This window comes from Rhodohalobacter sp., assembly GCF_034521535.1.
Taxonomy (GTDB): domain Bacteria; phylum Bacteroidota; class Rhodothermia; order Balneolales; family Balneolaceae; genus Rhodohalobacter.
In genome coordinates, this window is record NZ_JAXHMF010000004.1 from 95161 (window position 1) to 121302 (window position 26142).

The following is a 26142-nucleotide window of genomic DNA, read 5'->3' on the forward strand; positions in this document are numbered from 1 at the left end:
GGTATTTGGTAAACGTAAATATCAAATCAAGTCATTATGGATCAATCAAGCTGGGAGTTGATCAAATCCGTTGTTGACAAGGCATTGACCCTGAATGCCGGAGAGAGAAAGAAATATATTGATTCGGCTTGTCGTCAGTATCCTTCAATATCTACGGACGTGTGGGAGTTGCTTCAATATGTAGAAGAATCTGATCGGGATCATTTCATGAAGGAGATTTGGAGTGATCAAAAGAATTTATTGCTAGATATTTCGGGTGAAATTAGGGAAATGAATCTGGAAGAGGAATTCATCAATCGGGAGATCGGACCCTATCGAATAACGGATCTCCTTGGGCACGGAGGTATGGGAGCTGTATTCAAGGCAGTACGAACTGACGGGGAGTTTCACCTTGAGGCAGCTATAAAATTGATAAGAAGCGGAAGTGACTCGGCTGATGCTATGCTTCGGTTTGGAATTGAAAAAGAGATACTGGCCGGTCTTAAGCATCCGAATATTGCCCACTTGCTGGATGGAGGTATAACTGACGACGGCATTTCATACCTGATTATGGAGTATGTGGACGGTATGCCTGTTGATCAATATTGTGATGAACACAGGCTTTCGCTTAAGCAGCGGTTACGGCTGTTTAAGGAGATCTGTGCAGCCGTTCAGTACGCACACAACAATCTAATCGTACACAGGGATCTAAAGCCACAAAACATTTATGTGACAGAAGAGGGTACAGTAAAGGTTTTGGATTTTGGTATTGCAAAAATGTTACAAACACATCTTCACCGGCCTTCTAATGTCATGACTCTTACTGGGCATTCTCTCAAAATCCTTGTGTTTCTCTAATTCTATATTTCAAACTGTTTGTTTGTGAACAAGTACGCGTTAGCCGATTGAATCACTTTGTATTCATCAAAAATATTCAAACATTGGGTCATTGATGTTTAACGGCAATTAAAAAATTGAGTAAACCTATGAAAACAGTATGGATGATATTATTTGCACTTCTTTGGGTGGGCTGTAATTCCGGATCAGAACAAACGGAAACCGCGATGGATTCGGAAACAGAATCCTCAACGGAGATGGAGATGTCTGAACAATCAACCCAAACAGAAAGTGAAATGGTTGAGGAGGAAGAAGAAGTATTGAGCCCAAAACGGGAAGCTTCAGGAGAAATTGGCGGTTCACAAATTGTGATCGATTACAGTGCACCATCGGTTCGCGAACGCGTGATCTGGGATGACCTTGTTGCCTATGATGAAATCTGGGTCAGCGGTGCACACATGGCCACATCTGTTGAGTTTGAGGATGATATGCTCGTAAACGGAGAACCGGTGCCGGCCGGTAAGTACGCCTTTTTTACCATTCCGGGTGAAGAGAGCTGGACGGTGATCCTGAATGAACACTGGGATCAGCATCAGGCGGGTGAATATGATACCGAGCTGGATGTGGCCCGTTTTGAAGTTGAGCCGATGTCAAATGATCATACCGAGCAGCTTGTTTACTCCGTGGTTTCAGAAGATGAAGACAGCGGCTTTATTGAACTGGCCTGGGAAGAAATCAGGATCCGCGTGCCGGTCAGTACGGATTAGTAGAAGGATTAAATTCTCGTGGCACGTCTTCAACACGTGCCACGAGTGATTTTTAAAATTGTCGAACGGAAGATAGCTCTACATATCCTCAGGCAGTTCCGCAGTCCACTGACGAACACCTGTGAGTAGACCGTCTTCAAAAGTAAACTCTTCCATCAGCCTTACTCTCATTACCGTGCCGTCTTTATAGTTCATCACTTCACGGGTATCAGCCAAGATTTTTACAATATCTGTTCCGGTAACCTGAACAGGTATGGCGGCATCAATTTCCCAGCTCAAAGAGTCAATAGTGGAAAACATACCTTCAAAATCGGCTTGAGTTACGTAATTTAAATTACCTTCTGCACCGAGTATCGATACTGAATCAGCTGAAAACTCCCAGATTGCTGCTGCATCCATTTGGTTAAAGGCTTCAACCATTTGCATAAAATGATCGAGTTCGTCACCGGTGGCTATTGTAAATTCACTGCCACTCAGCTCTCCAGATAGTATCAATCCGCCGCTTTGTAGTTCCTGTTGGTTTGCCTGTTGTTGTTGACAGCCTAACAGTGTGAACCCAAGTACTAAAATCACTGCAGTTAATTTTGAAATATCCATAATTCCCCTCATTTATTTATTTGATTTGTAAAAATTGAGAATAATTATAAATAATGAATAAACAAATAATTATATCCAGATTCATAAATCTTCTCATGTTGAAATAAGGTGTGAATTATTATCAGAGAGTATAACTTCGGAGAGATGATTGATTAGCAGGATTGGATTTGTGCTAAGTGCTAAGAAGACACGGTATTTCGATGGGGAACAGTATTTGAAACATTATTCAAACTCCTGATATAAATTCATGAATTGTAAATGGGAATTCACAACTGTCCAAAACCTCTTAGAATAAATTAAAAATCTTCGTTTCTGTTCATATCGGATAATTTTTATCACAGATCAAAAAATAAACCCTTTCTATTTTCTCGCAAATTTGCGCAGATTGATTCGCTGAGTTTCGCAGATATTTTGCGTAAATCCGCGCTTAACTCAGTCCCGAGAATTGGGACGAGAAAGAGAACAGATGTCACTCGGGGTTTTAAACTTCTTTTGCTATCGTCAATCGTTTTGAACAGGTATGATGAGAACTATAGAAATACCATGTCTGTGTTGCTCACTCCGATAGGAGTTACCTGTTTATAGCTACTGTGAACAGCAAATAATTCAGGGCCCGGCGGAGCCTCTTGCCTTGGCTTTTATTTATAAAGAGGCAGTCTGAACAAGTTGCACTTTCCGAGCGACGAATGGATGGTATGGTGTCTGTTAATCTTTACGGACGGTGCCACCAATAGCGATAGCCGCAGATATGATGAGCAGGTTTTTGATGATATACTGTCCCTCCATGGTGGGAGCGTAGGGAAAACTCCCGGTTTGCCATGTTACCTCGGTGAGGATAAACAATGGAAGGAGAGTGCCGGCCATCTGCATGGCAAGCAGTCCGATGGCAACTCGGAGTGTGGGTTTGAACAGAAAACAGATTCCAATAATGACTTCCCACCATCCTATGATAACCAGCCAGGTTTCCGCACTGAAGATCGGCATCCAGTTAACGGTAGACAATACAAGACCCTCGGCGGGTGAAAGTCCGATGGTTTTTAGAATCCCAAACCAGAAAAAAATTATTCCCAAAGATAATCTGAGGGCTGGTAGACCAATCTTGTTCATAGATTCGGCAATGCGGCGATCGGTGGCATCAAAGAAGTCTTTCATAGCAGATGATTTTGTTGACAGGTGTTAGGTACATAAAACTTCCTTAGTCTCAAGACCGTTCTTAATTTCGGTTATTTTCTTAATAGATTTGATCATAATTTGTACCGCTCACTCCGGAGTAGGATTTGATGGGGCATATTTGTTTTATAAATGTACTGCCTCTCTAAGGCAGCGAGGATTCTATTATGTGAATTGCCACAGAACGGGTTTCTTGACTTATCGTTTTGAAAATTAGCGAAAGAGATTTTAAAAAAGGATAGGACAAGCAGGCAGCGTTCGGTTTTATAGTTGAAACTAAAAGGGGTGGGTTTAAAACAACTGATCAATAAATATAAATAGAATTAAAGCGTTGATAATTTTTGCGTTAACTACCAAATTGAACTATTATCGAAGAGCGGCAGTAGAAAAAATATCAATGTTAAATAGATTTATTAGGGTATATAAATCTCTTATTCAAACCAGTTCTAATGATCCGACTTTCATTAATTCTTATTGGTCTAAAGTGAGTTCTATCTGTAACAGAAAGAATAATCTGAACAGTGCTGATAATACTTCAGTATTAAAAACAAAATGAAACGAATGTTGAAATTTTTAAAAAATAACGCAATACGAATATTCAAAATCCTGCTTGTGGTGGTTATAGCTGCAAATATATCTGATTGGTTTTTCAATTATAGCAGTGAAATCAACCACATTTTAAATACTGCTATGTTCAGTCTTATCGGGATTGCATATCTAACTTTTTCCTGGGCATTTGACAAAACCGTACTGAAAATAATTTTCGCACTGTGTGGTATCTATTTAATAGCTATGAATTTTTTATCCGACTATGACTGGATTTCAATTGTCGGCATTGTATGCCTTTTGGTCCCAATGATTATCGGTAAATTTTTGCCTGATGATGAAGAAGAAGAAGATTTGAAGGAGGAGGGGGTAGTTTTATGATGGGGGAGGCAATAACCATCTAATACTGCGAAAATCGGATAATTATCTTGATATGGAAAAGAGTTTACTCACAATTTTGTTTTTCTTTTGCTTTTCATCCTTGGCATTGGGTTGCAGCTGTGCCGATATTATTTATACGATAAATGATAAATATATTTTGTCCGATTTTGTTGGAACCATAAAAATTACATCAACTGAGGAAATACCAAATTCCACTGCAGAGAGAGTGTATATCGCCAACATCAAACCGCTGGCTGTATTTAAAGGAGAGGCTCCTTTGAGTCTTAGAGTATCAGGTACTAAAAGTGGCATGAATTGGGGAGCAAGTTGTGAGTTATCTGTAAATGCGGGGGAAGAGTGGCTTGTAGCTATTTCTAAAAATAATCTTAATTATTTTCCACTAAATTATTGCTCATTTGCCGGCAGATTAAAATCATCAGATGGTAAAAATACGAGTCGAGGAGGACATTGGCAGGCTATCAAGCATTTTCAATTTTTAAATCAAAAGGTTCCCAACCTTCATCGGGATTATATGTTGAGGGAAAGTTCAGGGAAAATATCAAAATATCTTGATCAATTTGATGGGCAATCTTTTGATAGAGAATCAGCGCACTATATTATCACATTTGACGAAAATCTGAGTATCAAAACTGTAGAAGTATTGAAGGGCTTTCATTCAGAATTCGATAAAAATTTCATCTCTTTCTTGAAACAGCAAACCAGGTGGGAAAAAGAAAATCCACAATACGAAACTACCCCGGTCACAGATGGGACCAAGCATATAGTTGGAATTTTTTATTACGAAGAGGAGAAAAAATTTCTGAGTAGGTTTTAGCGTGGCTCACACCTACACGACTCTCTTCCGGAAGCAGGATTAGTCCTCGAAATCTAGTTAAACAGGTATATTTTTTTCTAAATTTATTCATGATTGAAATAGGTTGTTGAAGGTTGAATAAATGATTCCTGTCACTATACGCGCAGAAGGGTAGGGTAACCGGCGAAACTTTTTTACCGCAGAGTTTGATGAATTGCCACGGAGGGCACGGAATTTGTTTTACTATTCTATTTATCACCGAGGTATAGACAACAATTCTCCGTGCTTCCGTGGCAAATCTTCTCCGCGGCCTCCGCGCCTCTGCGGTGAAAAAAAAGGTGCTTCCGGTGATGTTTCCATCACCCAAAGCACCTTTCCTGTCTTGACTACTATTCACGCTGGCTCAATCATGTTTATTTACTCGGTGCTTCCGGGCCGCATGTCGGTTAAGACCACCGGCTCTGTTGCCAAAAAGAAAAGACCACGGACGCAGAAGCTCATAGCCTTTTCTGTTGGTTTTCATTAACAGCTGCATGTTCTCTGGCGTGTCGTCACAGTGGATCGATCACTGCAGCGTCACGTCGTAGTAGAGCTTGACCCGGCACGTGTTGCTCTTGTCACCGACGAGTTCGATCTCCAGGTCACTGATGCCATCGGTGTCCCGGTCAACGGGCTGACTGCCCGGATTCAGGTTGCTCCATCCTGTGTTTGCGTTGTACGTGTGCGTGCGCTTCTTCTTGCCGTTCAGGTCGTTGTAATTCGGGGACCCTAAGGGCGGGTTGTCTTGTTCCCGCGCCCAAAAGTCGACGGCAAATGTGTTGCCGTCTTGCCGCTTGGCGTTGAAAACGACTTCTTCGTCGATCGATTTTGTCTCGCCGTCATCCAGCTCGGCAGCAATCCATGGCCCCACACCACCTGTGTTGAACATTTGCTCGCCGTTGTAATAGACCGTAGCATTGAAGTCGAAATCACCGGGGCCCACGTCGCAGTCCTTGACCACCTCGAACTCGATCAGGTCGACGGTGACGACATCGGCCGTTCTGATAGCGGAGCATTCTGTGGCCGTGTACTCGGTTGTGTAACCAAGCTTGGCTACTTGGTCATCCTTCAGGAACTTGACTGCGTAGGCGATGGGCACGCCGGGGTTGTTGCGCGAGTACACCGCGTTATCTCCTGTGATAATGGGCACTAAGTCACCCGCCGAGCGCGCCGTGACGGCCTCTGAGGCCACAGCCGCGTTGCCGCCCAGCGTGATCACCTCCACCGCTGAATTTTGCAATATTTCATCGTAGGTCACTTCTAAATCGCCTTCGACCTGTGCGCCGGTGGCGTACCTAAAGGCGGCCTCAACCTCAGCTGAGGTGTACGACGAGGACGTCTCCATCCGAAACATAATGATCCGTCCGTAGGTGACGGAAGACACGTACGCCGGTGGTGCTGTGCTGCTGAAGGCGGACTGGACCTGTTGCAAAGACACGCTCGGGCCGAACACATCCTCGGGCTGTGCACCATTTTCCTGTACGTATGTCACTGAGTAGAAGGCCTGCTTAAACGTCGCCATAACTACACGATTCTCCTCGGACGTCTCGAAGTTGAACTGCGACTGCACATCGCCCGTAGCCCATTCCACATTTAGCCCGAGATCGAGCGAGGCCTGTGTTGATGAGTACGAAGTGGTTATGCGGTTCGAGGAACTGGCGGCGTTTACGTAGCCTTCTTCGTAGGCGTTGGCGTTCCACCACTCCAGAGCAACAAAAATTGGTACAGATTTTAGGCAGCCCATTTTCTGTTTTGGTTTCTGATTTCGATTTCTGTTTCTAAAGGTGTTTTATAGTCTAAGCTTGAATGAATTCGTTTGGTATTGTACCACTGTATGTACTGTTTAACACAGTCTTGAAGTTGCCCATATGTATTGAAAGTATGATGGTTGAGTTCTTCATATTTGATACTCTTAAAGAAACTTTCAGCTACGGCGTTGTCCCAGCAGTTGCCTTTCCGACTCATAGATTGACTTGCATGCTTATTGTGAAATATAATATCTGCAAATCTGGTGCATGTATATTGAACTCCCCGATCGGAATGCAGTAAAAATCCGGGCCGAATACTTCTATTTCTCCTTGCATCTGCCCAGGCAGCTACTACCGTATGCTCTGCGGTCAGATCAGTGCTTAAACTCCAGCCTACTACCGCCCTGTCGGCCAGATCCAGTATGATCGTTAGGTATGCCCAGTGATCTTTTAGTCTCACATATGTGATGTCAGAGACCCATGCCTTACCCAGTTGAGAAGGGTTAAAATCTCTATCCAGCACGTTATCTGCTATGGGATTCTCATGGCTGGAATCGGTGGTAGCAATGAACTTTTTGCGCGTCCTGCTGCGGATACCCATCTCCTTCATTAGTCTTCCAACGTAGGATCTGGAAATGGGAACCCCCATCTTATGAAGCTCTTTGGTTATCTTATAGCTTCCATAGATTTGTCTGTTTTCGTCAAATACGGTCTTAATCTTCCTTTTGAGGATCTGTTTTCTACTTTCTGGGGTGGTAGCAGAGGACCGTCTGCGCCAGTAATAATAGGCATTCCTACTCACCTTGAGCACCTTACACATCTTCTCGACTGGAAATAGATGCCTGTGACTTTCTATGAAGTCATAGATTTCTAGTCGTTCTTGGAGAAGATGCGAACCGCCTTTTTTAAAATATCACGCTCAAGGGTTGCATCTGCAAGCTTTTTCTCAAGCTCACTTATGCGTTTCTGCTCGGAGGACATCTCTACGGTTACTTTGTTGTTCGGGTTGTTCTTGTAGGCTCTTCGCCAGTTATTGATCGTGCTTTTGCCAACCCCATATTCCTGGGAAAGTTCTATTGTTGGACGACCAGATTCGGCCAGCTTTACAATCGTTAATTTAAATTCTTCTGAATATGTAGTCATAATTGGTAAAGTTAAATATTTTGGGCTTAAATAAGACTGTACCAATTAATGTAGATATGCCTCGTCAATGGCGTTCTGCACATTAGCCTGGTCGGGGCTCTCGATCGTCTTCGTCCCGTTCGCGCCAATGCCGGGTAGGTCGACGCGGATCTTGACGGGCGAGCGTTCGAAGCGGGCCGGCTCGGGTAGGCCGTCAAGCAACGACTGGTTGGCCTCAACGAGTGCGCCGGGCCAGATCACATCTTGCGTTGGGCGAAGGATGGCTACCTCTTCGAAGTTGTTCTGCAGCGTGTATGTGGTGCTGGTGCAGGTGCGCTGGGTGATACCATCTTGTTCGGTGGTGGTCGTCGTGTCGACGGGTTCGCGGGCGGCGTCGTTGGGCTGGACGTTTAGGAGCTCATCAGCGTCGTAGGTCAGGTTGGCGAGAAAGTCACCGACCTCATCTACTTCCCGGGGTTCTTCTACTGATATGCTGTTATCTGAGCAAGAGCTGAGAAGAAACAGCATCATGCCGACCGGCAGCAGTACCACCCATTTTAGTTTGATTGATGCAGTATGTATCTGTTTTGATCGATTCATAATAATTACAGGTTTCTTGACAGGTTAATGAGAGTGAAGTAAATCGTCCCTATCACTGTACGCGCAGTAGGGTAGGCTAACTGGCGAAACTTTTTTACCGCTGAGTTTAATGAATTGCCAAGGAGGGCAAGGAATTTGTTTTAACTCGTCTATTTCTCACCGAGTTACCCATATCAATTTTCACTGCTTCCGTGGCAAATCTTCTCCGCGGCCTTAGCCCCTCTGCGGTAAAAAAAAAGGTGCTTCCGGCGATGTTTCCATCCCCAAAAGCACCTTCCCTGTCTTGACCAAACAAAAATAAAATGCTGATCAGATTCCGGGTTTTGCAGTTTTATTGTGTACTGCTCCTTGCAATACCTACATAGACCGTATTTGTGGCATCGGCATTCACATAAATCACATCCTCACGTGAGTCGCCGTTGATATCACCGGTCAGGATCTCGAATTGAGCCCATTGATCAGTAACCGGGTGGTCTTGAGACACCCGGTTGAAATCAAAATCACCATCGTCTTTTCCAAGACCGATCACCATGTGATTAACGGTTTCCAGGGAATTGGCCAGGAAGTCTTTCCGCCCGTCTCCGTTCACGTCCAGAAGCTTAATCTGCCAGGGGTATGGACCTCCTTCACGAGTTAGCCACTGCAAGGATCCTTCAACAAGGGCGGGAACTTCTCCGGTAGTCAGATCTCTGTGAATTGGACTGCTATCAACTCCAAGTGGATTCAGCCATACAAGATCTACTCCTGCATTCCCATCAATATTCCCAATCACTGTTTCGTAGTTCGTCCAGCCGCCAGACCCACGATCAAAACGATCTCTAAAATTAAATATGGATCCCGGTTCATCACTCATCGATTCAGCAAAATAGACATGATGACTGTTCTCGCCCCGGGTGTACCAGATCAGGTCATCCCGTCCATTTCCGTCAAAATCGGCCACAGCAAAACCTTCATTCCCGGTCCATCCGGCTTCAGGATGATCCTGGAATGTTCCGGTTGTTGGTTCAAAATTCTCTGTTCCAAACGTGCCGTCACCATTTGAAAAAGTAACATAGGTTCTGTTTCTGTTAGACAACTCATTCCAGACCAGGTCATCGCCATCCTTGCCATCAATATTGCCTATATCAAATCTGTAACTTGTACTCCAACCGCCTCCGCCTTTCGTGAACATTGGCATCTCTTCAAAGGTACCATCGCCGTTTGAGAGGCCGATATAGGTGGTATTTGTGCTTTCGACCCTGCCCCAGGCCAGATCATCTGAACCGTCATTATTGAAGTCGCCCACCTTCACCATATACTGGCTCCAGCCGTCGGCCGGTGAAACACTATGCGAAGTTGGCGTGTCCATGGTGAAGGTACCATCGCCGTTGGAGAAGGCAACCACAGTCTGGTTTGAACTGGCGCTCACATGGTTATAGATCAGGTCCTGGTTACCATCGCCATTCACATCACCCGTCATCACCTTGGCAGGGGCTGATATGGGAAGAGACAGGTTTTGGGCATCCAGAAAGTTGAACGTGCCCGGTGTTGACTGTTTGGCCGTACATGTGCGGATGTTGTACTCGGTAGTCTCGGTAACGCTGGCAATACTGCCATCACCTAAATTGCGGAAGGTGTAGCTCATCGGTGAGGCGCTCGAGAGCGGTGCGTTATTGGTGAAGTACTGCGACCAATCGCCAGATTGGATCATGGCCAGGGTGGCCTCGGCATCGCCGCCAATGGAGGTGATCTTGATCTTGGACTCCTGAAGTATCTTTTTCTTCTTGGCATCCAGGTTGGCCTCCACGCTTCCGCCAATGGAATTGTACCCAGCCTGCATCGTCGCACGAATGTCAGATTCACTTGCCGTGGATGTCAAAGAAAACATCATCATGCGCCCGTATACGATGTTAGATACATACACCGGCAGGTTATCCGGGCCAATACGTCCCTGACTGATCTGCTGTTGAAGTCTGGCTTCGGTAAAGTCCTCACTGAAGAAATCACCGGGACTTTGCGGAGCTTCCACTACCACTTCGTACATCTTCTGGTAGAACTGCGCCGTTACCGTGGTTTCTGACCGCTGCTTGTCAATGCTGCCGCTGGCCGATCCCTCAAACCCGAGGTAGTTGCCCGACAAGCCCATCTGAAGCGCCGACTGCTTTTCGCTGTGATAGGTCTCCATTTTAAAGGAGATAGAACTTGGTGTTGAGAGACCAGACGCCGTAGCCCCACCAATCATCGAACCGATAGCCTGGTCTACCGAAGCCTGGTTGGGGCTATTAACGGTACGGAAGTTGTCGTCGTTGGCCAGTCCCGGAATCGATACGTTGATCGGTGCTCGTTCTGCGATAGGAAGTCCCAAAAGGCTGCCGAGTCCGTCACGGTGGCTCTTGCCCTGAATCAGTCCGCCGGCGTAGAGAATCTCGCGGTCGGGGGAATACATGGCGATCTGCTGCGGGTTGTCGGTAAGTGTAAAAGGCTGAGACTGGCAGGAGTAGGTCACGTTCTTAAGCGTACTCGTCGTACCATCTTCGTTGATGACAACTACATCGATCTCCGCGTCTTCCTCAGGCTGAGCTTCACCGACCGCTGTAGGCGGTTGGGTTTGACCCGGTGGCGAAAACTGATTCCATGAGGGAAGCCCCTGCAGGAATTCATCAACGTCTTCGGTATCCGTCGGCTGTTCTATCGATGTGCCGTTCTCTGAGCAGGAGCTTAGAAGAATCAGCATCAGGCAAGCTGGTAGAATAATATATGATTTTATATCTGTTGGTAAGGCAGGTTTGTTTCTTTGATTATTCCATAATTGTGATAGGTTTTTGAAGATTAAACAAAAGATTCCTATCACTGTACGCGCAAAAGAAGTGCAACACTGGCGAAATAAATTATCAGGAGTATCCAGGTTATCAGATCATTAAAAATCAGGTGGTTACTTGGAGAAGAGATCCTCAGAAGTTAGATTCTTAAGTGTTTTATAGAATAATGTATAAAAAAGGAAGGGTACAAGAGTTAACAAATTAATTTAAAATGGAAACTCCTGATCATAGTATAACTGTGCTGCTGAATGGGTTGAATGAAAGCGACGCCAAGGCCATTAATCGAATATATCCATTGATATACGATCACTTGCGGAATGAAGCTCACCTTCAACTTAGACAGGAAAGAGCCGGGCATACCTTACAAACTACGGCACTGGTCAATGAGGCTTACCTAAAATTGGTGAATCAGGATAAGGCCAGCTACAATAACCGTTCTCATTTTTTAGCCGTCGCAGCCCTTACCATGCGCAGAATTCTGATAAGCTACGCCAGAAAAAAGAACGCTGAAAAACGCGGTGGTAAACAGCCCGCTTTAACCTTCATGGATGGAATGGCACCTTACGAGGCAGAACTCCATGAATTTCTGGACCTGGATGATGCCCTCAAAAAATTAGAAGCCTTGGACGAACGTCAGGCTCAGATTGTTCAGTACCGGTTTTTTGGAGGAATGAACTATAAGGAAATTGCTGAAGTAATGGGCGGCACCGAGCACTCGGTACGCTACGACTGGCGAGTAGCCAGAGCCTGGCTGAAATGTGAGTTGGGGTAAAACAGATCGAAAATCATTACATCGATAAATCAGAAATCGTTACATCAATTTCTGTTTACATGAGAAAAATCGGAGGCTTGATTTAGTGATTCATGAGATTTCCGATTTAACGATGTAGAGATTTTTTGAGAAAACTGTAAGCAAACCGGTTTTTTTGGTTCATACTTATATACTCAAAACAAAAGAAGAAAGATTATGAACCGAAAAGAACTTGAAGAAAGGTTAATAGAATTTTCAGTAATAACAGCTGAAATTATTAATAAAATGCCAAATAATAAGTTTGCAAATCATCTTGCTAATCAGTTAGTCAGATCCTGTACTTCACCAGCCTTAAATTATGGAGAAACACAGAGTGCTGAATCAACAAAAGATTTTGTCCATAAGATGAGTATTGTTCTTAAAGAGCTCAGAGAATCTCTTAATTGTTTAAAAATTATCAAACGAACCAATTATTATCATTCTGATTCACCAATAAATAGAGCAATTACAGAATGCAATGAATTGGTGGCAATTTTTCATAAAAGTGTTCAAACTGCAAGTAATCGTGTAACAGATCGAAAATCATTACATCGATAAATCAGAAATCGTTACATCAATTACTGTTTACATGAGAAAAATCGGAGGCTTGATTTAGCGATGTAGCGATATTTTTAAAAATACTTCACCAGTTTATACAAGTTATTGCGCGTACAGATATAAGGATTTACGAAGCAGTGAACGCTTCCTGGTTGAATACAAATGGAACACTTATGAATGCCGAACAGTGGAAGAGAGTACAGACCCTTTTTAAAGAAATTGTTGATCTCGAGCCCGATACACGTCATGAACGCATGGAATCGGTGAAAACCGAAGATCCGATTCTCTATGAAGAACTCCGCTCTCTACTGGCAGCCGATTCACAGGAAACCTCGCTACTCGATGGGTTTGCTATAGATCATGTGGATCTTTCGGACCTGTTTCCGCTTGAAGGCGTTCAGGTTGGCTCTTTTTTAATTGAAAAGAAGATTGGTTCAGGGGGAATGGGGAACGTATATCTTGCCAATCGCACAGAGGGAGGTTTTGAACAGTCCGTAGCATTGAAGCTGATCAAGTATGGAATGGGTTCAGAACAGGCAATCAATCGTTTTTTGGGAGAGCGAAGTATTCTGGCCCGGCTGCAGCATCCAAATATTGCAAGGTTGATAGACGGTGGTATAACCGGCGAGGAACGGCCGTGGTTTGCCATGGAGTATGTAAAAGGAGAGAATATTCTTGATTACTGCAAGAATAGAACTGTCCCTCTAAAAGGGAGATTGAAATTGATTCTTGATGTAATCGATGCCGTTCAGTATGCCCATAAAAACCTGATTGTTCACAGGGATCTGAAACCGGATAACATCATGGTTACAGGAGAAGAAGATTTTCCTATGATCAAGCTCCTGGACTTTGGAATTGCCCAAATTCTTGAGGATTCAGAACCTAAACAGATTGAATTTAAGAGCCATGACCCGGGCCTATGCTTCACCTGAACAGTTGAAAGGAGATTCAACATCAACAGCTTCTGATATTTTTAGTCTTGGTGTCATTTTGGCTGAATTACTTACCGAATGCCATCCGAAGAAAGAGTTCAGAAAAGAGAACTGTAATTCTTTTCCGATTTCTAAAGAGTTGAGTGCCATAATTGAGAAAGCCATGCAGGATGATCCTGCGGAGAGGTATGAAAATGTCTCGGAACTTGGCGAAGAAATCAGAGACTGGATGGCGCAGCGTCCGGTGTATTCATTTTCGAGAAAGCCGCATTATCGTGTGAAAAATGGATGAATCGAAACCGGGTGGCATCTTTTATTGGAATATTTTCAATCGTATCGATAACCATTCTGATCCTGGTGTATACCAATGAATTGAAAAACGAGACAGAGAGGGCACAGAATGAAGCACTCAGGGCTACACGGATTGCTTCAGTGCTGGGAAGTTCGTTGAGATCGATTGACCCGATGCAGAACCGGGGAGAGGAATTGACGGCGCTGGGCATGGTAGATATGAGTACGGCTTACATCAATAATGAGCTAAAAGATGATCCTAGGACTCGCTCTGAACTGCTGATCACGATGGCAAATATCTATGCCAACCTGATCAAACATGATAAAGCCGACTCTATTTCTTCGGTAGCTCTAAAGCTTTATGAGCAGTTAGAGGACACGACAAGTTTTACCTATATCGATATGCTGGCAGATCGCTCCATCATTCTTGACAAAGCCGGAAAGTACGACGAAGGCCTGGCTATGATGCACCGTGCCGTTGATCTTGCCAACCGCTATCTCGAACCCGGTTCCCTTGAGTTTGCCAGCGTACATCTTGACTATACCTACCACCTGGACGTCAATCAGGAGTACGCTCAGGCAGATTCCATACTTAGAATGTTGGAACCGATCTATGAAAACAATCGTGAAGAAGCGGGTGAAACGTATGATGATTTTATTTTCTACATGGGTACCAATTATCAGGCGGACCGGCGATTATGAGCAAGCCAAAGAGTATCTTTATAAATCACTGGAGTTGAGCCGTGCCCGTAATCCCGGTATCTCACGAGAAGGTTGCATCAACTCTGAATCACATCTCCAGTCTGTATCAAAACATGGGAAGGCATGAGGAAGCGATACCTTATGCGATAGAAGCCCACGAAATGCGTCTCGAAATTTTTGGTCCGGGACACCTGAACACCATTGCAGCCCATTCCAATACTGCACGCGCCTACTCCGGGGCAGACAGACTGGAGGAAGCTGCCGAAACTTATCGGGATGTTCTGGCGATCTTCAGGGAAGAGTATGGAAATGAAAACTTCTACATAGCAGGTATTTTGCAGAGCTACGGAAATGTTTTTCTGCGAATGGGAGACTATAGCCGGGCAGAAACAATTATTCGTGAAAGTCTTGAACACAGTGAACGCCTTCTACCGGCCGACCATATCCGCCAGTCGTATCCGCTGAAAGGATTGGCCGATGCGCTCAGAAAGCAGGGGAGGTTTGAAGAGGCATTGTCGTATGCAGAAAGGGCCTACGCGTTGAGAAGTGAGCTTCCGGGTGACAATGTCAGCCTGATCGGAGCTCGGTTCACATTGGGTATATGTCTTTGGAATCTAAACAGACAGGATGAAGCTGAAAGTCACCTGAATGACGCTCTCGCTTTCTTTAAAGCCCGCGCAAGATCAGTATTCGGCTCAGATTGCAGAACTACAGGAGCTGGGAATTCAGTAATAAGTAGTCTACTGATTAATGTTGTTGAGAGAACCGCTCACTTACATTATTTCTATCTGATAAAACTGTCAGAAAAATACGACTAAATTATACTCTGCAAGCTCTGATGTGGATTTTTTTATCCAAAAAAACATCGATTCAAGACCAAAAAGCAGAACCTGTCTTTCCCATTTTTTTTATTTGGTTGATCATCTTTCAATCTAAAAGGATTTCCTCCCATCACAAGACTGTAAACTAAAGTTGCAATTTTTTTGCTGTAAAGGTAAGATGAGTTATCGTTTGTGAGTCTAACCAATGAAAATTTCATCTGCTCTTAGATTATAAAACCGCTCTCGTAATATATTAACCAAGTAAAAAACCGTGTTCTCCAAATCCACTCTTTACATCCTCATACTTTCAGCCGCTGTAGGTATCTCATGTTCTAACGAAAAGAAAGACGTTGTTTTCTCATTGGAAGGGAAGCTGAACAGCAGTAATCCTGATCATGCCCTGTTATATCAGGCTAAAGGACTGAATGCTAATGAATTCGATGTGGTGGATACTCTAACGGTGCAGGCAGACAGTACCTTTTCAGCATCCTACAGTTTGGAGCCACATTTTTATCAACTGAGAATTAGCGACTACCCGAATGTATCTTTTATCGCAGATAGCGGTCAGAATATAGCCATTCAATATGCATCAGATGAAGATTATGATCTATCCGGTTCACCTGACACGAATCTTTTTGAAGAGTATGAAGAGTACCGGATGAATGCTCTAAGAGAACTGGTTTACCCGGTAAGGGATCCGCTTGATTCTTTACTGGCAGAGGATGATCCGGAAAATGCCGAACGAATTGAGCAGCTCGGCAAAGAGGTCCTGAAGGCAGAAGAGAGCTACCGGGATACGCTGCTATATGCAGTGCAGGAGATGGGGACATCGATCGCAATTTATCCGACCATGGTTCGGTGGGACGGTGATAAACACATGGACTACTATGAAGGGCTCGCCGCTGATTTTTCTGAAGAGCATGCGGGGCTTGAGGTGGCGGAACTCGTATCAGAGAAAGTTAGAATACTGGAACAGGTATCCATAGGCGGGAAAGTATCAGAAATTGTTGCTCCGGACACATCCGGTGTGGAGAGGTCGCTTTATAACAATCTTGGCACGTACACCTTGATAGATTTTTTTGGCAGCTGGTGCGGACCGTGCAGATCAGAAAGTGATCATCTGGGACGAATGTACAGTCAGTACAAAGACGCCGGATTTGAGATTTTTGGCTTTGGAGTTGAATTTGAAAAAGAAAGCTGGCTGCGTGCTATAGAGAAGGACAACAGAAGCTGGATCAACGTTTCCACGGTTGATGGTTATACAAATCAGATTGCTGCGGAGTACTCCATTACAGCACTCCCTAAAAATTTCCTGGTGGATGAGGATGGAATCATAATAGCGAAAGATATTCACGGTGAGGAGCTGGAAGAGAAGCTCGACGAATTGTTTCCGGATGAGTAGAATGGTAAACGACTTCTTTGATATAATCTCAATTCTAAGAAGATTATTTATAAAGGGAAGCACCATCTAGGTCATTGGTACTGCTCCATCCGGAGCAGGGTTAGGTTTGAGATCCGGTTTTTTTACAAAAATACTGCCTCTCTGAGGCAGTGGGGTTCCATGCGGTATTCCCTCTTGAAACGTGGCTTCAGGCTCACTGGTTGGTATACTTTGAGCGAAGCCTTGTGCGGAGTACGAGAAGCCTTTCCTTAAGCAACACCAGAGTACTCGACGGGCCTGTCCTCCGAATCCCGAAAGCTTTCGGGAGCAGGCGGGCTCGAACTGACGTTGTCTAGTTTTTATCTATATCTACTGATGAGTTACTAAGTCCCTACGGAATCTGCTTATCGATCTTGTGACGGTATCATTTCTTTATGCCTTAGCTCTGAAGGAGCGACAGAACCTAGCCCCGGGTGAAGCGCAGCGAATCCCGGGGAATTGGAATGTGTCACAAATCAACCGCCGAACAGAGGGATTGATAAGACACGCAAGAAAGGTTTGAGGCGGTCCTGCGCTCCTCAATTAAATGCATCGGGACACTGACGGTTGGTTGTGATTTATTAATTACATGACACTAATAACACGTCACTTCGAGCGAAGCCGAGAAGCCTTTGCGTAACAACACCAAGTTCTCGACGGGCCTGTCCTCCGAATCCCGAAAGCTTTCGGGAGCAGGCGGGCGACTTCCTCAAGAAAGTTTTGTTGGTTTTAAACAATAAAACCTACCAATCCCCGACAGACAGTTTATGATGTGCTCAGGGTAAAACCCAAAGTTCGAATCAAACCTGTCGGGGCAGGTAGACCGGATAACCCAAATAGTATGCAACCTTTACGATTGTAAAAGAGTCGGGATGCGGCCTACCATTGGCAGGTTTCTCATTATAATATTCGAAAAATAAAGGATTCACGATGGAACTTACAATTACATGGCGATTTGTAGTAGGAATTGATATTTCAAAACAATGCCTGGACTGTTATTTATTGGATCGAAAGACTACTCAGGGGTGGGATCTACAGGTAGACAACAACCCCGAAGGATTTGCCCGGCTTGGCCGTTGGCTGGATGACCGGCAGGTGGAATGCTCCCAGACGATTCTGATCAGTGAACACACCGGTCGTTATGGGGAGCATCTGCTTCGATGGACCACGTGCGAAGAATGGGCCCATGCCGTGGTAAAAACTACGGCTTTGAATAAAATCACACCCGAGCATCACCGCAAGGATGATCGCTACGATGCACGAGCATTAGCGGACTACGGAGTTCGCTTCAGTGACCGGTTATCTCTGAGCAAAGCCCCTAGCCCGGCCATAGGACAACTCAAGCGGCTTCAGGGCGAACGGCGAAAGATGGTTGACCGACGAGCGGCCCTGAAAAGTAAACTCACCGAAGCCGATATCCACGATGCAGACATGGACCAATTAACTGGCATGTGGACGCAGCAAATTAACCTGCTCAGCCAACACATTAAACGCCTTGAGGAAACGATGGACGAGTTGATTAGTCAGGATGAAGCTTTAACGGCTCGTCATCAGATCATGAGAACGGCTCCCGGAATCGGTCCGGTAATCGGACGGTTTTGGCTGAGTTTGTTTACCGGAGAAGACCAATTAAATGCCCGGAAAATCTCCTCTCGTTTTGGATTTGCACCTCACGGGCGCAGTTCCGGGAGTTCGGTAAAAAGCCCGGATCGATCCACCGGTTACGGAAATTCAGAAATGCGTAAATTAATGCACCAGGCTGCCCGCAGTGTGGCCAATCACAAGCCTCACTACCGGGAGTATTACGAGCGGAAAATCGAGGAAGGGAAACACGAGCTGCTCGTCATCAATAACATCATTAACAAGCTGATTCGATTGTACTGCGCTATGTGGAATAATCAATCAGAATATGATCCGAACTATATTCAGAACATGAAACAAAAATGGAAAAAATCAGCCTAATTCACTTGATTTAGTCATAGTATTCGAACTGACGTTGTCTAGTTTATTATCTATATCTACTGATGAGTTATGAAGTCCCTACGGAATCTGCTTATCGATCTTGTGATGGTATCATTTCTTTATGCCTTAGCTCTGAAGGAGCGACAGAATCTAGCCCCGGGTGAAGCGTAGCGAAACCCGGGGATTGAAAAGGTGAAAAACCTCAACCGCCGAATAGAGGGATCGACAAGGCACACGAAAAAGGATTGAGGCGGTACCAAATATGAATTTATATAGTACAAAAGACATGGTATTTCTATGAGGAGCAGGTGCGTGGTGAAACTCAAATTTTAGGTAGAGCATTATGAGATTTTTGCGAGAGTAATAGAAATACCATGTCTATGTATTCCCATTAACTCCGTTATGAGTTGCCTGTTTATAGCTATTGCACAAACAAACGAATTAGGACTCCATCGTAGCCTCCCGTGTTTTTATGTAAGGGGAGTTAATTATCCGTTCGATTGGTACTGCTCCATCCGGAGCAGGGTTAGGTTTGAGATCCGGTTTTTTTACAAATATACTGCCTCTCTGAGGCAGTTGATAAAACTGGAATCTGTATATAAATCTTGTGTGTTGATATAATTTCTTTGTGCTACAGCTCTGAAGGAGCGACAGAACCTAGCCCCGGGTGAAGCGCAGCGAATCCCGAGGAATTGGAATGTGTCGCAGATCAACCGCCGAACAGAGGGATTGATAAGACACGCAAGAAAGGTTTGAGGCGGGCCTGCGCTCCCCAATTAAATGCATCGGGACACTGACGGTTAGTTGTGATTTATTAATTATATGACACTAATAACACGTCACTTCGAGCGAAGCCTTAGCGGAGTCGAGATGCCTTGACCTAACAACACCAAGTTCTCGACTTTGCTCCATTTCATTCCGCGTCGCTCGAACTGACGTTGTCTAGTTTATTATCTATATCTACTGAAGAGATCTCCTTCGTTTATCATCAACTGATGGATCTGCCTGCATAAACCGTACATCGTACGCCGTATACCTTATGCCGTCTACCGTAAACCTTCTACTATTTCTCAAAAATTACCTGCTTCACATCGCAGCCAATATCCTCAAAAATTCACATCACGTTCATAAAATTCTCATTCATATTCTGTATCTTTAGAGCTGAAAAAGAGCAGTACGTCTTAAATGGAATGCTGCTCAAAAATCAATAATAAATCATACAGACGCTCTCTTGAAGACCTGGAAGTATATCGTAGCAATTTGGATGACGCTGGTTATTGTTGTAGGGTTTTCGATCAAAATTCCACAGATCGATATTCTGGAACAGACCGCCCGTAATCTCTTTCTGCATGTGCCGATGTGGTTTACCATGATGATCGCATTTACCATGGCGTTCTATTTCAGTATTCGCTACTTGAACAGCGAGGAGATAAAATGGGATCGCAAGGCTGAAACGGCAACCGCAGTCGGGCTGATTTTTGGAATCTGCGGACTTCTGACCGGATCACTCTGGGCACGATTTACCTGGGGAGCCTGGTGGACTTTCGCCGAACCGCGGATGAATCTCTCCGCGCTGGCCATGATGATTTTTGTAGCCTATTTTGTTTTAAGAACAGCTTTCAATGATCCCGAAAAAAGAGCCAAAATTTCAGCGGTTTACAATATTTTTGGAGTAACAACCATTCCGTTTCTGCTCTACATCATTCCGCGTCAGCTGCCAAGCCTGCATCCCGGGGCGGACGGCAATCCGGCGTTCAGCGATATGACGGCACCCGAACTCAGAATCATTTTTTACCCGGCCGTGATCGGGTTTATCGGACTTTCGATCTGGATGATGGATATCATCAATCGATACAAGCGAATCAAAGAATTGACTGAAGAAGCTCAGATATCATGAAAATGAAATTTGTACAAGATACGGCTTCAACCGCCGTTGATACACTAACACAAAGCTATGCCGATCGCTGGGACGGGGCGGGTGCTGAGGAATCATCTGCATTTATTCAGTTTATGTCATCCAATGATCTGATCTATGTGGTACTCGGTGTCAGCCTTATTATTTGGTTTGTTCTGATGTTTGTGATGATTCGCGTGGATCGCAAAGTATCAGGACTCGAGGAAAAACTTGAAGCGGCAAACCGTTCAGAAGAATCAACCGCAACAGACAGTGATTAAATATTTTATTAAACGCATTAATTTCAAAGTTCAATGAAGCCTAAATTACTAATCGGAGTTATTTCAATTGTTGTCTTTACATCTCTGCTGATGTACAATTTCGGCAACAGTATCAGCACGTATGTAAATTTTGAACAGGCTGAAAGCCGTACAAACTCACACGTGGTTGGTAAATGGGACAAGACCGGCGACTACGGATTTTCCCGCGAAACCATGCAGTTTTCATTTCATATGGAAGATGAAGACGGAAATGTTCGCCGTGTAATTTATCCGCGGCCAAAACCGAATAACTTTGAACAGGCCACTCAGCTTGTGGTTATCGGGGAGATGCGAAACAATGTGTTTTACGCCAACGAAATGCTCATGAAGTGTCCGTCCAAATACAACGAAAACCCGGATTTTGAACCTGCAGAAACAGCCGGAATGTAAATCCATTCTATTAACATTGGGCACTTTAAACCACCTGATTCAACTATCTGACACGATTCATCTATGATTGCACAAATCGGTAATCTCTTCTTAAGCGGTGCGTTTGCCGTTTCATTTGCCGGACTTATTCTTTACGCTCTTTCTTCCATCAAGGAGGAGAAAAAATTTGAGACCTACGCCAACTGGCTGTGGATGGCAAAAGGACTTTTTGTTCTCATATCCTCGGGTGCATTGATCTACCTGATTATGACTCATCAGTTTCAGTACTACTACGTCTGGAACTACACAAGCCTCGATCTGGAGACCCAGTATCTCTTTTCAGCCTTTTACGGCGGACAGGAGGGAAGTTTTATGCTTTGGATATTGTGCGGATTTCTGGTTGGAGCGGGCCTGATCCGCTGGACCCGAAAGCCGTATCGCGCACCCGTCATGTTTGTGATGATGCTGACGCAGCTATTTCTTCTTTCGATGGTTGTAGGCTGGGATTTTGGATTTACAAAAATCGGTGCATCACCTTTCCGAACCATTGCTCAGGAGATGCCGAATGCTCCGTTTATTCAGGCCAACCCCGATTTTGTACCGGCTGACGGTTCCGGTTTGAACGACCTGCTGAAAAGTCCCTGGATGATGATTCACCCGCCGATCATTTTTGTGGGTTTTGCCATGATGACGGTTCCGTTTGCGTTTGCCATCGCTTCACTTTGGACAAAAACCTATCACGAGTGGATTCGTCCGGCACTGCCGTGGACACTGGCAGCAAACGTTTCTCTCTTGACCGCCATATTTCTCGGCGGATACTGGGCGTATGAAACGCTATCGTTTGGCGGTTACTGGGCATGGGATCCGGTTGAAAATGCATCGCTTGTTCCCTGGCTGATTGGTACTGCGGGGATCCACGCAATGATCATTCAGCGAAAAAGCTTACGTGCTCATAAAGCCTCCCTATTTTTTGCGATTCTGGCATATGTCGCCGTCATTTATCAAACCTTTTTGACGAGATCCGGTGTGCTTGCCGAGCAGTCGGTTCACAGTTTTGTGGATTTGGGCCTTTATGGTCAGCTGCTGCTCTTTATTCTCGTGATCGCCATCATGGGAATCGGGTTCTATCTCTACCGCTACCGGGAGATTCCATCCGTTGATAAAGAGTCAGAATTTCTGAGTAAGGAGTTCATGACCTTTACCGGTGCGATTCTGCTCTTTATTCTGGGATTTGTGATCATTATCGGGACCAGTTCCCCGATTCTTGGCCGACTCTTTGTTGATAATCCCACACCTCCAGAAATTCAGTTTTACAATAACTGGAGCATGCCAATCGTGATTATCATGGCATTTGCAACGGTGATCGGACAGTATCTCTTCTGGCAGAAACACACGTGGGAGAGTCTGGCAGGTAAGATGATTATGCCGCTTATTCTGACATCCATTTTTACGGTAGTTTCGATAGTATTTGGTGAGGTTCGCAATCTCTACTATATGATTTACATTTTTGCCGGATGGTTTGCGGTTATTGGAAACGGTGCGGTACTGTTTGAACTAATCCTGAAAAGTCCGAAAGTGATTGGCGGTACTATAACCCATATCGGATTTGGTGCGCTGCTGCTAGGAATTATTGCTTCATCCGTTTATACAGAACCGCTGCTCGACCAACGGACAGCAGATTACAACTCACGGATTGTGGCAGGCGATGTTTTTGATGAAGAGGGCTTTCCGATCACGCAGCCTGTCGAAATGTTTGAACTTGAGATCAACAGGCCGAAGCTGGTCAATGAAAAATATATGGTGACTTACGAGGGGTTTGATGTGTCCGACTCACCACGTCCGGGTCAACAAACATACAGAATCAAGTTTGAACCGATAGATGGTGGCGATCCCTATTACATGAACCCGGTTGTTTATCCGATGATGACCTCATCTTCTATGGATAATATCGATTGGTCGGTTGATCCACACGTGCGAACGGGATGGTTCAGTGATATCTACCTCTATGTAGCCGGCAGTAAATATGTTGCAAGCCGGAATGAAGAGCTTGATCAGGAACGTCGATTGCAGCAAATGGCACAAACCGGTGGTGAATCAGAAGAGCCGATCGAGGATACACAGAAGATTGAAATTCAGGAAGGAGAGACGATTGATGCCGGACCGTTTTCATTTACCTTTATGCAGTTTACACCCGCAAGTGAGGAGAGTCTGCCCGAGAATACGCAGATTGGTGTGAGGGCGCAGGTTCGGGTTGAACACACGCCGTCGGGTAACGCCTATGACGTGGAGCCGCTATTTGCCGTCTACACTGAAGATGGCCGAAGCTATACCTATTCACCTCCACTGAAAATAGACCGGTGGGAGATGGACGTCTTTTTCAGCAGTATTTACCCGGAAACCGATACGATAGAGCTTACAGTAGAAGGACTGGATGAAGAGTTTGAAGAGGATTGGGTACTGGTTGTGGCAGAGAAAAAACCGTATGTATCCATTGTTTGGCTGGGCACGTTTTTGCTCATGGCCGGATTTTCCATTTCGATTCTAAGACACTGGGAAAGAGAGAAGAAGATGAAGTAGGGGTGTTTTCCAGTCTCCTCTTGAGAGGAGACAGAATATTGATCCCGACCGCCGGTGGGATCAATATTCAGAGGTGTGTTAACGCTGAGCTTGGATTGAACCTCTAAGATTCGAATAATTTCTCCTTTGTTTTACCTAGAAACACACCCCTCGTACGGTGAGTAATGCTTACGCGATCTCACCTTTACATTTCCCCTCTCAAGAGTGGAGGTTTAGAAACATCTCTTCTGTGAGAGTAGACAGAACCCGAAGTGCTCAACGAAATATTCAGAGGTGTGTTTTTGCTGACCTTGGATTGAACCTCTAAGATTCGAATAATTTTCCTTTGTTTTATCTAGAAACACACCCCTCAATCCCCTCTCAAGAGGGGAAGCCTGGAAGCATGAGGCCTGCAACCAACGACCTGAACCTCAATCCAACAACAAAATCTTTCCATCTGCACTGCCTGTGGGTGTGTTTACCCGGTAAAAATAGGTGCCGTTTGCAACAAACCGGCCGTTGTCTGTCTGACCGTCCCAGGTGGCTTCGTAGCTTCCCTGACCGGAGGTTGAAACCTCAATCGTCTTGACGTGATTCATTCCAAAATCATAGATTTGAATTGTGGCCGGTCCGGGTGCAGTTGACTCAAACTTGATACGTACAACACCGTGTTGAGTCGGAGAGAAGGGATTCGGGTAGGCGTAGGTATCGGTATTGGGCGCATCCGGTTGATAGATATTTCCTCCCTGAAGAGGCAGGTCCACCCGCAGGATACTCCAGCTCTCACCGCCATCGGAGGTATAGGCCGCCCCGTCACTAGTGCCAACCCACAGGCTATGGTCGGTGGATGATACTGCATAATAACGACGCATCTTCTTTTATGAAAGTATTTGGGCTAGAGATTTGATTCTGCTTTGTCCATGACGCGCCATTGTCATCAGAGATGTATAGTCCGTCATCTGCCGCTGCGAATATCTTGTCATCCCAAAATCCGATATCGTTTACCCGAACTCCAATGAGTGTCTGCTGAAAAGTCTCACCCAGATCATCGGTATAGACCACACCGTTGGAATCCCGGTTTTGCGGATCTGTCATCCAATTGGTCATCCACACACGGTCGTTACTTGGCTGTTGACGAATGGATACAACCCAATTTGCAAGGAGTCCATCATTGGGATTATCCGGATCAAAAGTAAACCGTCTCCACTCAACTTCACTCTGCGGTGCAGTTAGTGCATTCGGTGAGATGTTGACACCTCCGGCGGTCCCGACCCAAACATTTTGATCACGGTCGATCATCAGCCCAAACCCAAGCAAATTGTTATCAAAGCGGGGATCGTATCGGTTTACGACGGTTCCATCTGAAGTTTGAGAAACCCACTCGATATTTTCCATATCGGGACGAATCTCACTCATGGTTGAGGGGGGGAGAAACAGGCGCTCCCATGTTGCGCCGTTATCCGGGCTTCTCAGCAGTCCCGACGCCCAGTTTACAGAGAGAAGAGTTTGATCATAAAAATCGACTTCAAATGGAGGAGAGAGCTGCGGGACGGTAATTCGCGTCCGGATATAGGTTTGATTTCCGTATTGAAACTCCAAATCGCAGGGCGGACCTATGTCATCTCCTGTGCAGTCGGCCGGCGGACGTTCATCCAAAGGAAAGGGGATGAACTCCCAGGTTTTACCGGAGTTGTTCGAATAGATAATATCCCATAGCTGTTTGAGCGGATTCATCTCCAATGGTTGAGGTATATCCAAGTCCGGCTAAAATTTGATTACCGCTTGTTTGGAGAGAAAAAACACGACCGCGTCCGGCAAAAACACTATCGGCTGATTCCGGTACGTAGATATCACCCGTCAGTTCGGAGAACGCATTCAGTCCGGGGCCCATCCAGATCAGATCGCCGGCTCCTTCTAGGGATGTTATAGAGTTTTGGGAGATAGATCGAAATCGGTCCTGAATGGGATCAAGATTGAGATCCTGTGATACAGTTTTCACAGGTAAACCGATCCATATCAACATAAAAAGGACAGATCCAGCAAGAAATGAAGAAGCTGATATTTGGGCATTGAATTTTGACATGGTGATAATGTAAACAACTATCGGGTTTTGTGTGAAGTGGAATGTG

25 protein-coding genes and 1 pseudogene are annotated in these 26142 nt (G+C 45.0%); 16 read left to right on the forward strand and 10 right to left on the reverse strand.

What is annotated here, in order from left to right; all coding sequences use genetic code 11:
• The first annotated feature begins 36 nt into the window (after positions 1–36).
• Both U5K35_RS06155 and U5K35_RS06160 read left to right on the forward strand, forming a co-directional pair.
• On the forward strand, positions 37–837 hold the full coding sequence (locus tag U5K35_RS06155; RefSeq protein ID WP_322570604.1) for a serine/threonine-protein kinase: 801 nt from the start codon (positions 37–39) through the stop codon (positions 835–837).
• A 143-nt stretch (positions 838–980) separates the two neighbouring features.
• On the forward strand, positions 981–1583 hold the full coding sequence (locus U5K35_RS06160) for a DUF2911 domain-containing protein (protein WP_322570605.1): 603 nt from the start codon (positions 981–983) through the stop codon (positions 1581–1583).
• A 78-nt stretch (positions 1584–1661) separates the two neighbouring features.
• Here the strand turns inward: U5K35_RS06160 and U5K35_RS06165 are convergent, their stop codons facing one another.
• Both U5K35_RS06165 and U5K35_RS06170 read right to left on the reverse strand, forming a co-directional pair.
• A complete protein-coding gene (locus tag U5K35_RS06165) occupies positions 1662–2180 on the reverse strand; it encodes a hypothetical protein (protein ID WP_322570606.1) in 519 nt (172 codons plus the stop codon).
• A 705-nt stretch (positions 2181–2885) separates the two neighbouring features.
• The gene (locus U5K35_RS06170) at positions 2886–3332 is read right to left on the reverse strand and encodes a hypothetical protein (RefSeq protein WP_322570607.1); all 447 of its coding nucleotides are present in this window, start codon (positions 3330–3332) and stop codon (positions 2886–2888) included.
• Between the two features lie 579 nt (positions 3333–3911).
• Here U5K35_RS06170 and U5K35_RS06175 point away from each other — a divergent pair.
• Together U5K35_RS06175 and U5K35_RS06180 are read left to right on the forward strand one after the other, a co-directional pair.
• Positions 3912–4277 carry a hypothetical protein gene (locus tag U5K35_RS06175; RefSeq protein ID WP_322570608.1) on the forward strand — a complete coding sequence of 122 codons (366 nt, stop codon included), beginning with the start codon at positions 3912–3914 and terminating at the stop codon, positions 4275–4277.
• 52 nt (positions 4278–4329) lie between these two features.
• The gene (locus tag U5K35_RS06180) at positions 4330–5112 is read left to right on the forward strand and encodes a hypothetical protein (RefSeq protein ID WP_322570609.1); all 783 of its coding nucleotides are present in this window, start codon (positions 4330–4332) and stop codon (positions 5110–5112) included.
• 544 nt (positions 5113–5656) lie between these two features.
• On the opposite strand, the gene U5K35_RS06185 is transcribed toward U5K35_RS06180, so the two are convergent.
• From U5K35_RS06185 to U5K35_RS06200, 5 genes are all read right to left on the reverse strand, one after another.
• Complete coding sequence (locus tag U5K35_RS06185; protein WP_322570610.1) at positions 5657–6874, reverse strand: thiol-activated cytolysin family protein; 1218 nt, start codon at positions 6872–6874, stop codon at positions 5657–5659.
• On the reverse strand, positions 6862–7746 hold the full coding sequence (locus U5K35_RS06190; protein WP_416221584.1) for an IS3 family transposase: 885 nt from the start codon (positions 7744–7746) through the stop codon (positions 6862–6864). Before U5K35_RS06190 ends, U5K35_RS06185 begins: the two co-directional genes overlap by 13 nt.
• Positions 7747–7748: 2 nt before the next feature.
• Entirely contained in the window at positions 7749–8021 is a 273-nt protein-coding gene (locus U5K35_RS19550) for a transposase (RefSeq protein WP_416221575.1), read from the reverse strand.
• A gap of 45 nt (positions 8022–8066) precedes the next feature.
• Entirely contained in the window at positions 8067–8600 is a 534-nt protein-coding gene (locus U5K35_RS06195; protein WP_322570611.1) for a thiol-activated cytolysin family protein, read from the reverse strand.
• A gap of 331 nt (positions 8601–8931) precedes the next feature.
• Entirely contained in the window at positions 8932–11313 is a 2382-nt protein-coding gene (locus U5K35_RS06200) for a thiol-activated cytolysin family protein (RefSeq protein ID WP_322570612.1), read from the reverse strand.
• A gap of 296 nt (positions 11314–11609) precedes the next feature.
• On the opposite strand from U5K35_RS06200, the gene U5K35_RS06205 reads away from it, so the two are divergent.
• The 12 genes from U5K35_RS06205 to U5K35_RS06260 all read left to right on the forward strand — a co-directional run bounded on the left by U5K35_RS06205 (position 11610) and on the right by U5K35_RS06260 (position 24034).
• Positions 11610–12170, forward strand: coding sequence for an ECF-type sigma factor (locus U5K35_RS06205; RefSeq protein ID WP_322570613.1), 561 nt, complete (start codon positions 11610–11612; stop codon positions 12168–12170).
• 195 nt (positions 12171–12365) lie between these two features.
• On the forward strand, positions 12366–12746 hold the full coding sequence (locus tag U5K35_RS06210; protein ID WP_322570614.1) for a four helix bundle protein: 381 nt from the start codon (positions 12366–12368) through the stop codon (positions 12744–12746).
• A 152-nt stretch (positions 12747–12898) separates the two neighbouring features.
• Positions 12899–13678, forward strand: a complete 780-nt coding sequence (locus U5K35_RS06215; protein WP_322570615.1) for a serine/threonine-protein kinase — start codon at positions 12899–12901, stop codon at positions 13676–13678.
• The gene (locus U5K35_RS06220) at positions 13653–13970 is read left to right on the forward strand and encodes a protein kinase domain-containing protein (protein WP_322570616.1); all 318 of its coding nucleotides are present in this window, start codon (positions 13653–13655) and stop codon (positions 13968–13970) included. Before U5K35_RS06215 ends, U5K35_RS06220 begins: the two co-directional genes overlap by 26 nt.
• The gene (locus U5K35_RS06225) at positions 13967–14671 is read left to right on the forward strand and encodes a hypothetical protein (protein WP_322570617.1); all 705 of its coding nucleotides are present in this window, start codon (positions 13967–13969) and stop codon (positions 14669–14671) included. Before U5K35_RS06220 ends, U5K35_RS06225 begins: the two co-directional genes overlap by 4 nt.
• A gap of 41 nt (positions 14672–14712) precedes the next feature.
• On the forward strand, positions 14713–15489 hold the full coding sequence (locus U5K35_RS06230) for a tetratricopeptide repeat protein (RefSeq protein WP_322570618.1): 777 nt from the start codon (positions 14713–14715) through the stop codon (positions 15487–15489).
• A gap of 274 nt (positions 15490–15763) precedes the next feature.
• Positions 15764–16894 (forward strand): TlpA disulfide reductase family protein, encoded by a 1131-nt coding sequence (locus U5K35_RS06235; protein ID WP_322570619.1) that lies wholly within the window; start codon positions 15764–15766, stop codon positions 16892–16894.
• A 948-nt stretch (positions 16895–17842) separates the two neighbouring features.
• Positions 17843–18874: an IS110 family transposase gene (locus U5K35_RS06240; protein WP_322570620.1), complete on the forward strand. Its 1032-nt coding sequence runs from the start codon at positions 17843–17845 to the stop codon at positions 18872–18874.
• Positions 18875–20105: 1231 nt separating this feature from the next.
• Complete coding sequence (ccsA, locus tag U5K35_RS06245; protein ID WP_322570621.1) at positions 20106–20771, forward strand: cytochrome c biogenesis protein CcsA; 666 nt, start codon at positions 20106–20108, stop codon at positions 20769–20771.
• A gap of 2 nt (positions 20772–20773) precedes the next feature.
• Positions 20774–21049 (forward strand): CcmD family protein, encoded by a 276-nt coding sequence (locus tag U5K35_RS06250; protein WP_322570622.1) that lies wholly within the window; start codon positions 20774–20776, stop codon positions 21047–21049.
• Between the two features lie 33 nt (positions 21050–21082).
• Positions 21083–21478: a cytochrome c maturation protein CcmE gene (locus U5K35_RS06255; RefSeq protein ID WP_322570623.1), complete on the forward strand. Its 396-nt coding sequence runs from the start codon at positions 21083–21085 to the stop codon at positions 21476–21478.
• Between the two features lie 63 nt (positions 21479–21541).
• A complete protein-coding gene (locus tag U5K35_RS06260; protein ID WP_322570624.1) occupies positions 21542–24034 on the forward strand; it encodes a heme lyase CcmF/NrfE family subunit in 2493 nt (830 codons plus the stop codon).
• Between the two features lie 410 nt (positions 24035–24444).
• Here the strand turns inward: U5K35_RS06260 and U5K35_RS06265 are convergent, their stop codons facing one another.
• From U5K35_RS06265 to U5K35_RS06275, 3 genes and pseudogenes are all read right to left on the reverse strand, one after another.
• Entirely contained in the window at positions 24445–24885 is a 441-nt protein-coding gene (locus U5K35_RS06265; protein ID WP_322570625.1) for a FlgD immunoglobulin-like domain containing protein, read from the reverse strand.
• A complete protein-coding gene (locus U5K35_RS06270) occupies positions 24848–25771 on the reverse strand; it encodes a hypothetical protein (protein ID WP_322570626.1) in 924 nt (307 codons plus the stop codon). The genes U5K35_RS06265 and U5K35_RS06270 overlap by 38 nt, the downstream gene beginning before the upstream one ends.
• Positions 25695–26142, reverse strand: a pseudogene (locus tag U5K35_RS06275) (hypothetical protein); the annotation flags it as partial. The gene U5K35_RS06270 and the pseudogene U5K35_RS06275, both read right to left, overlap by 77 nt.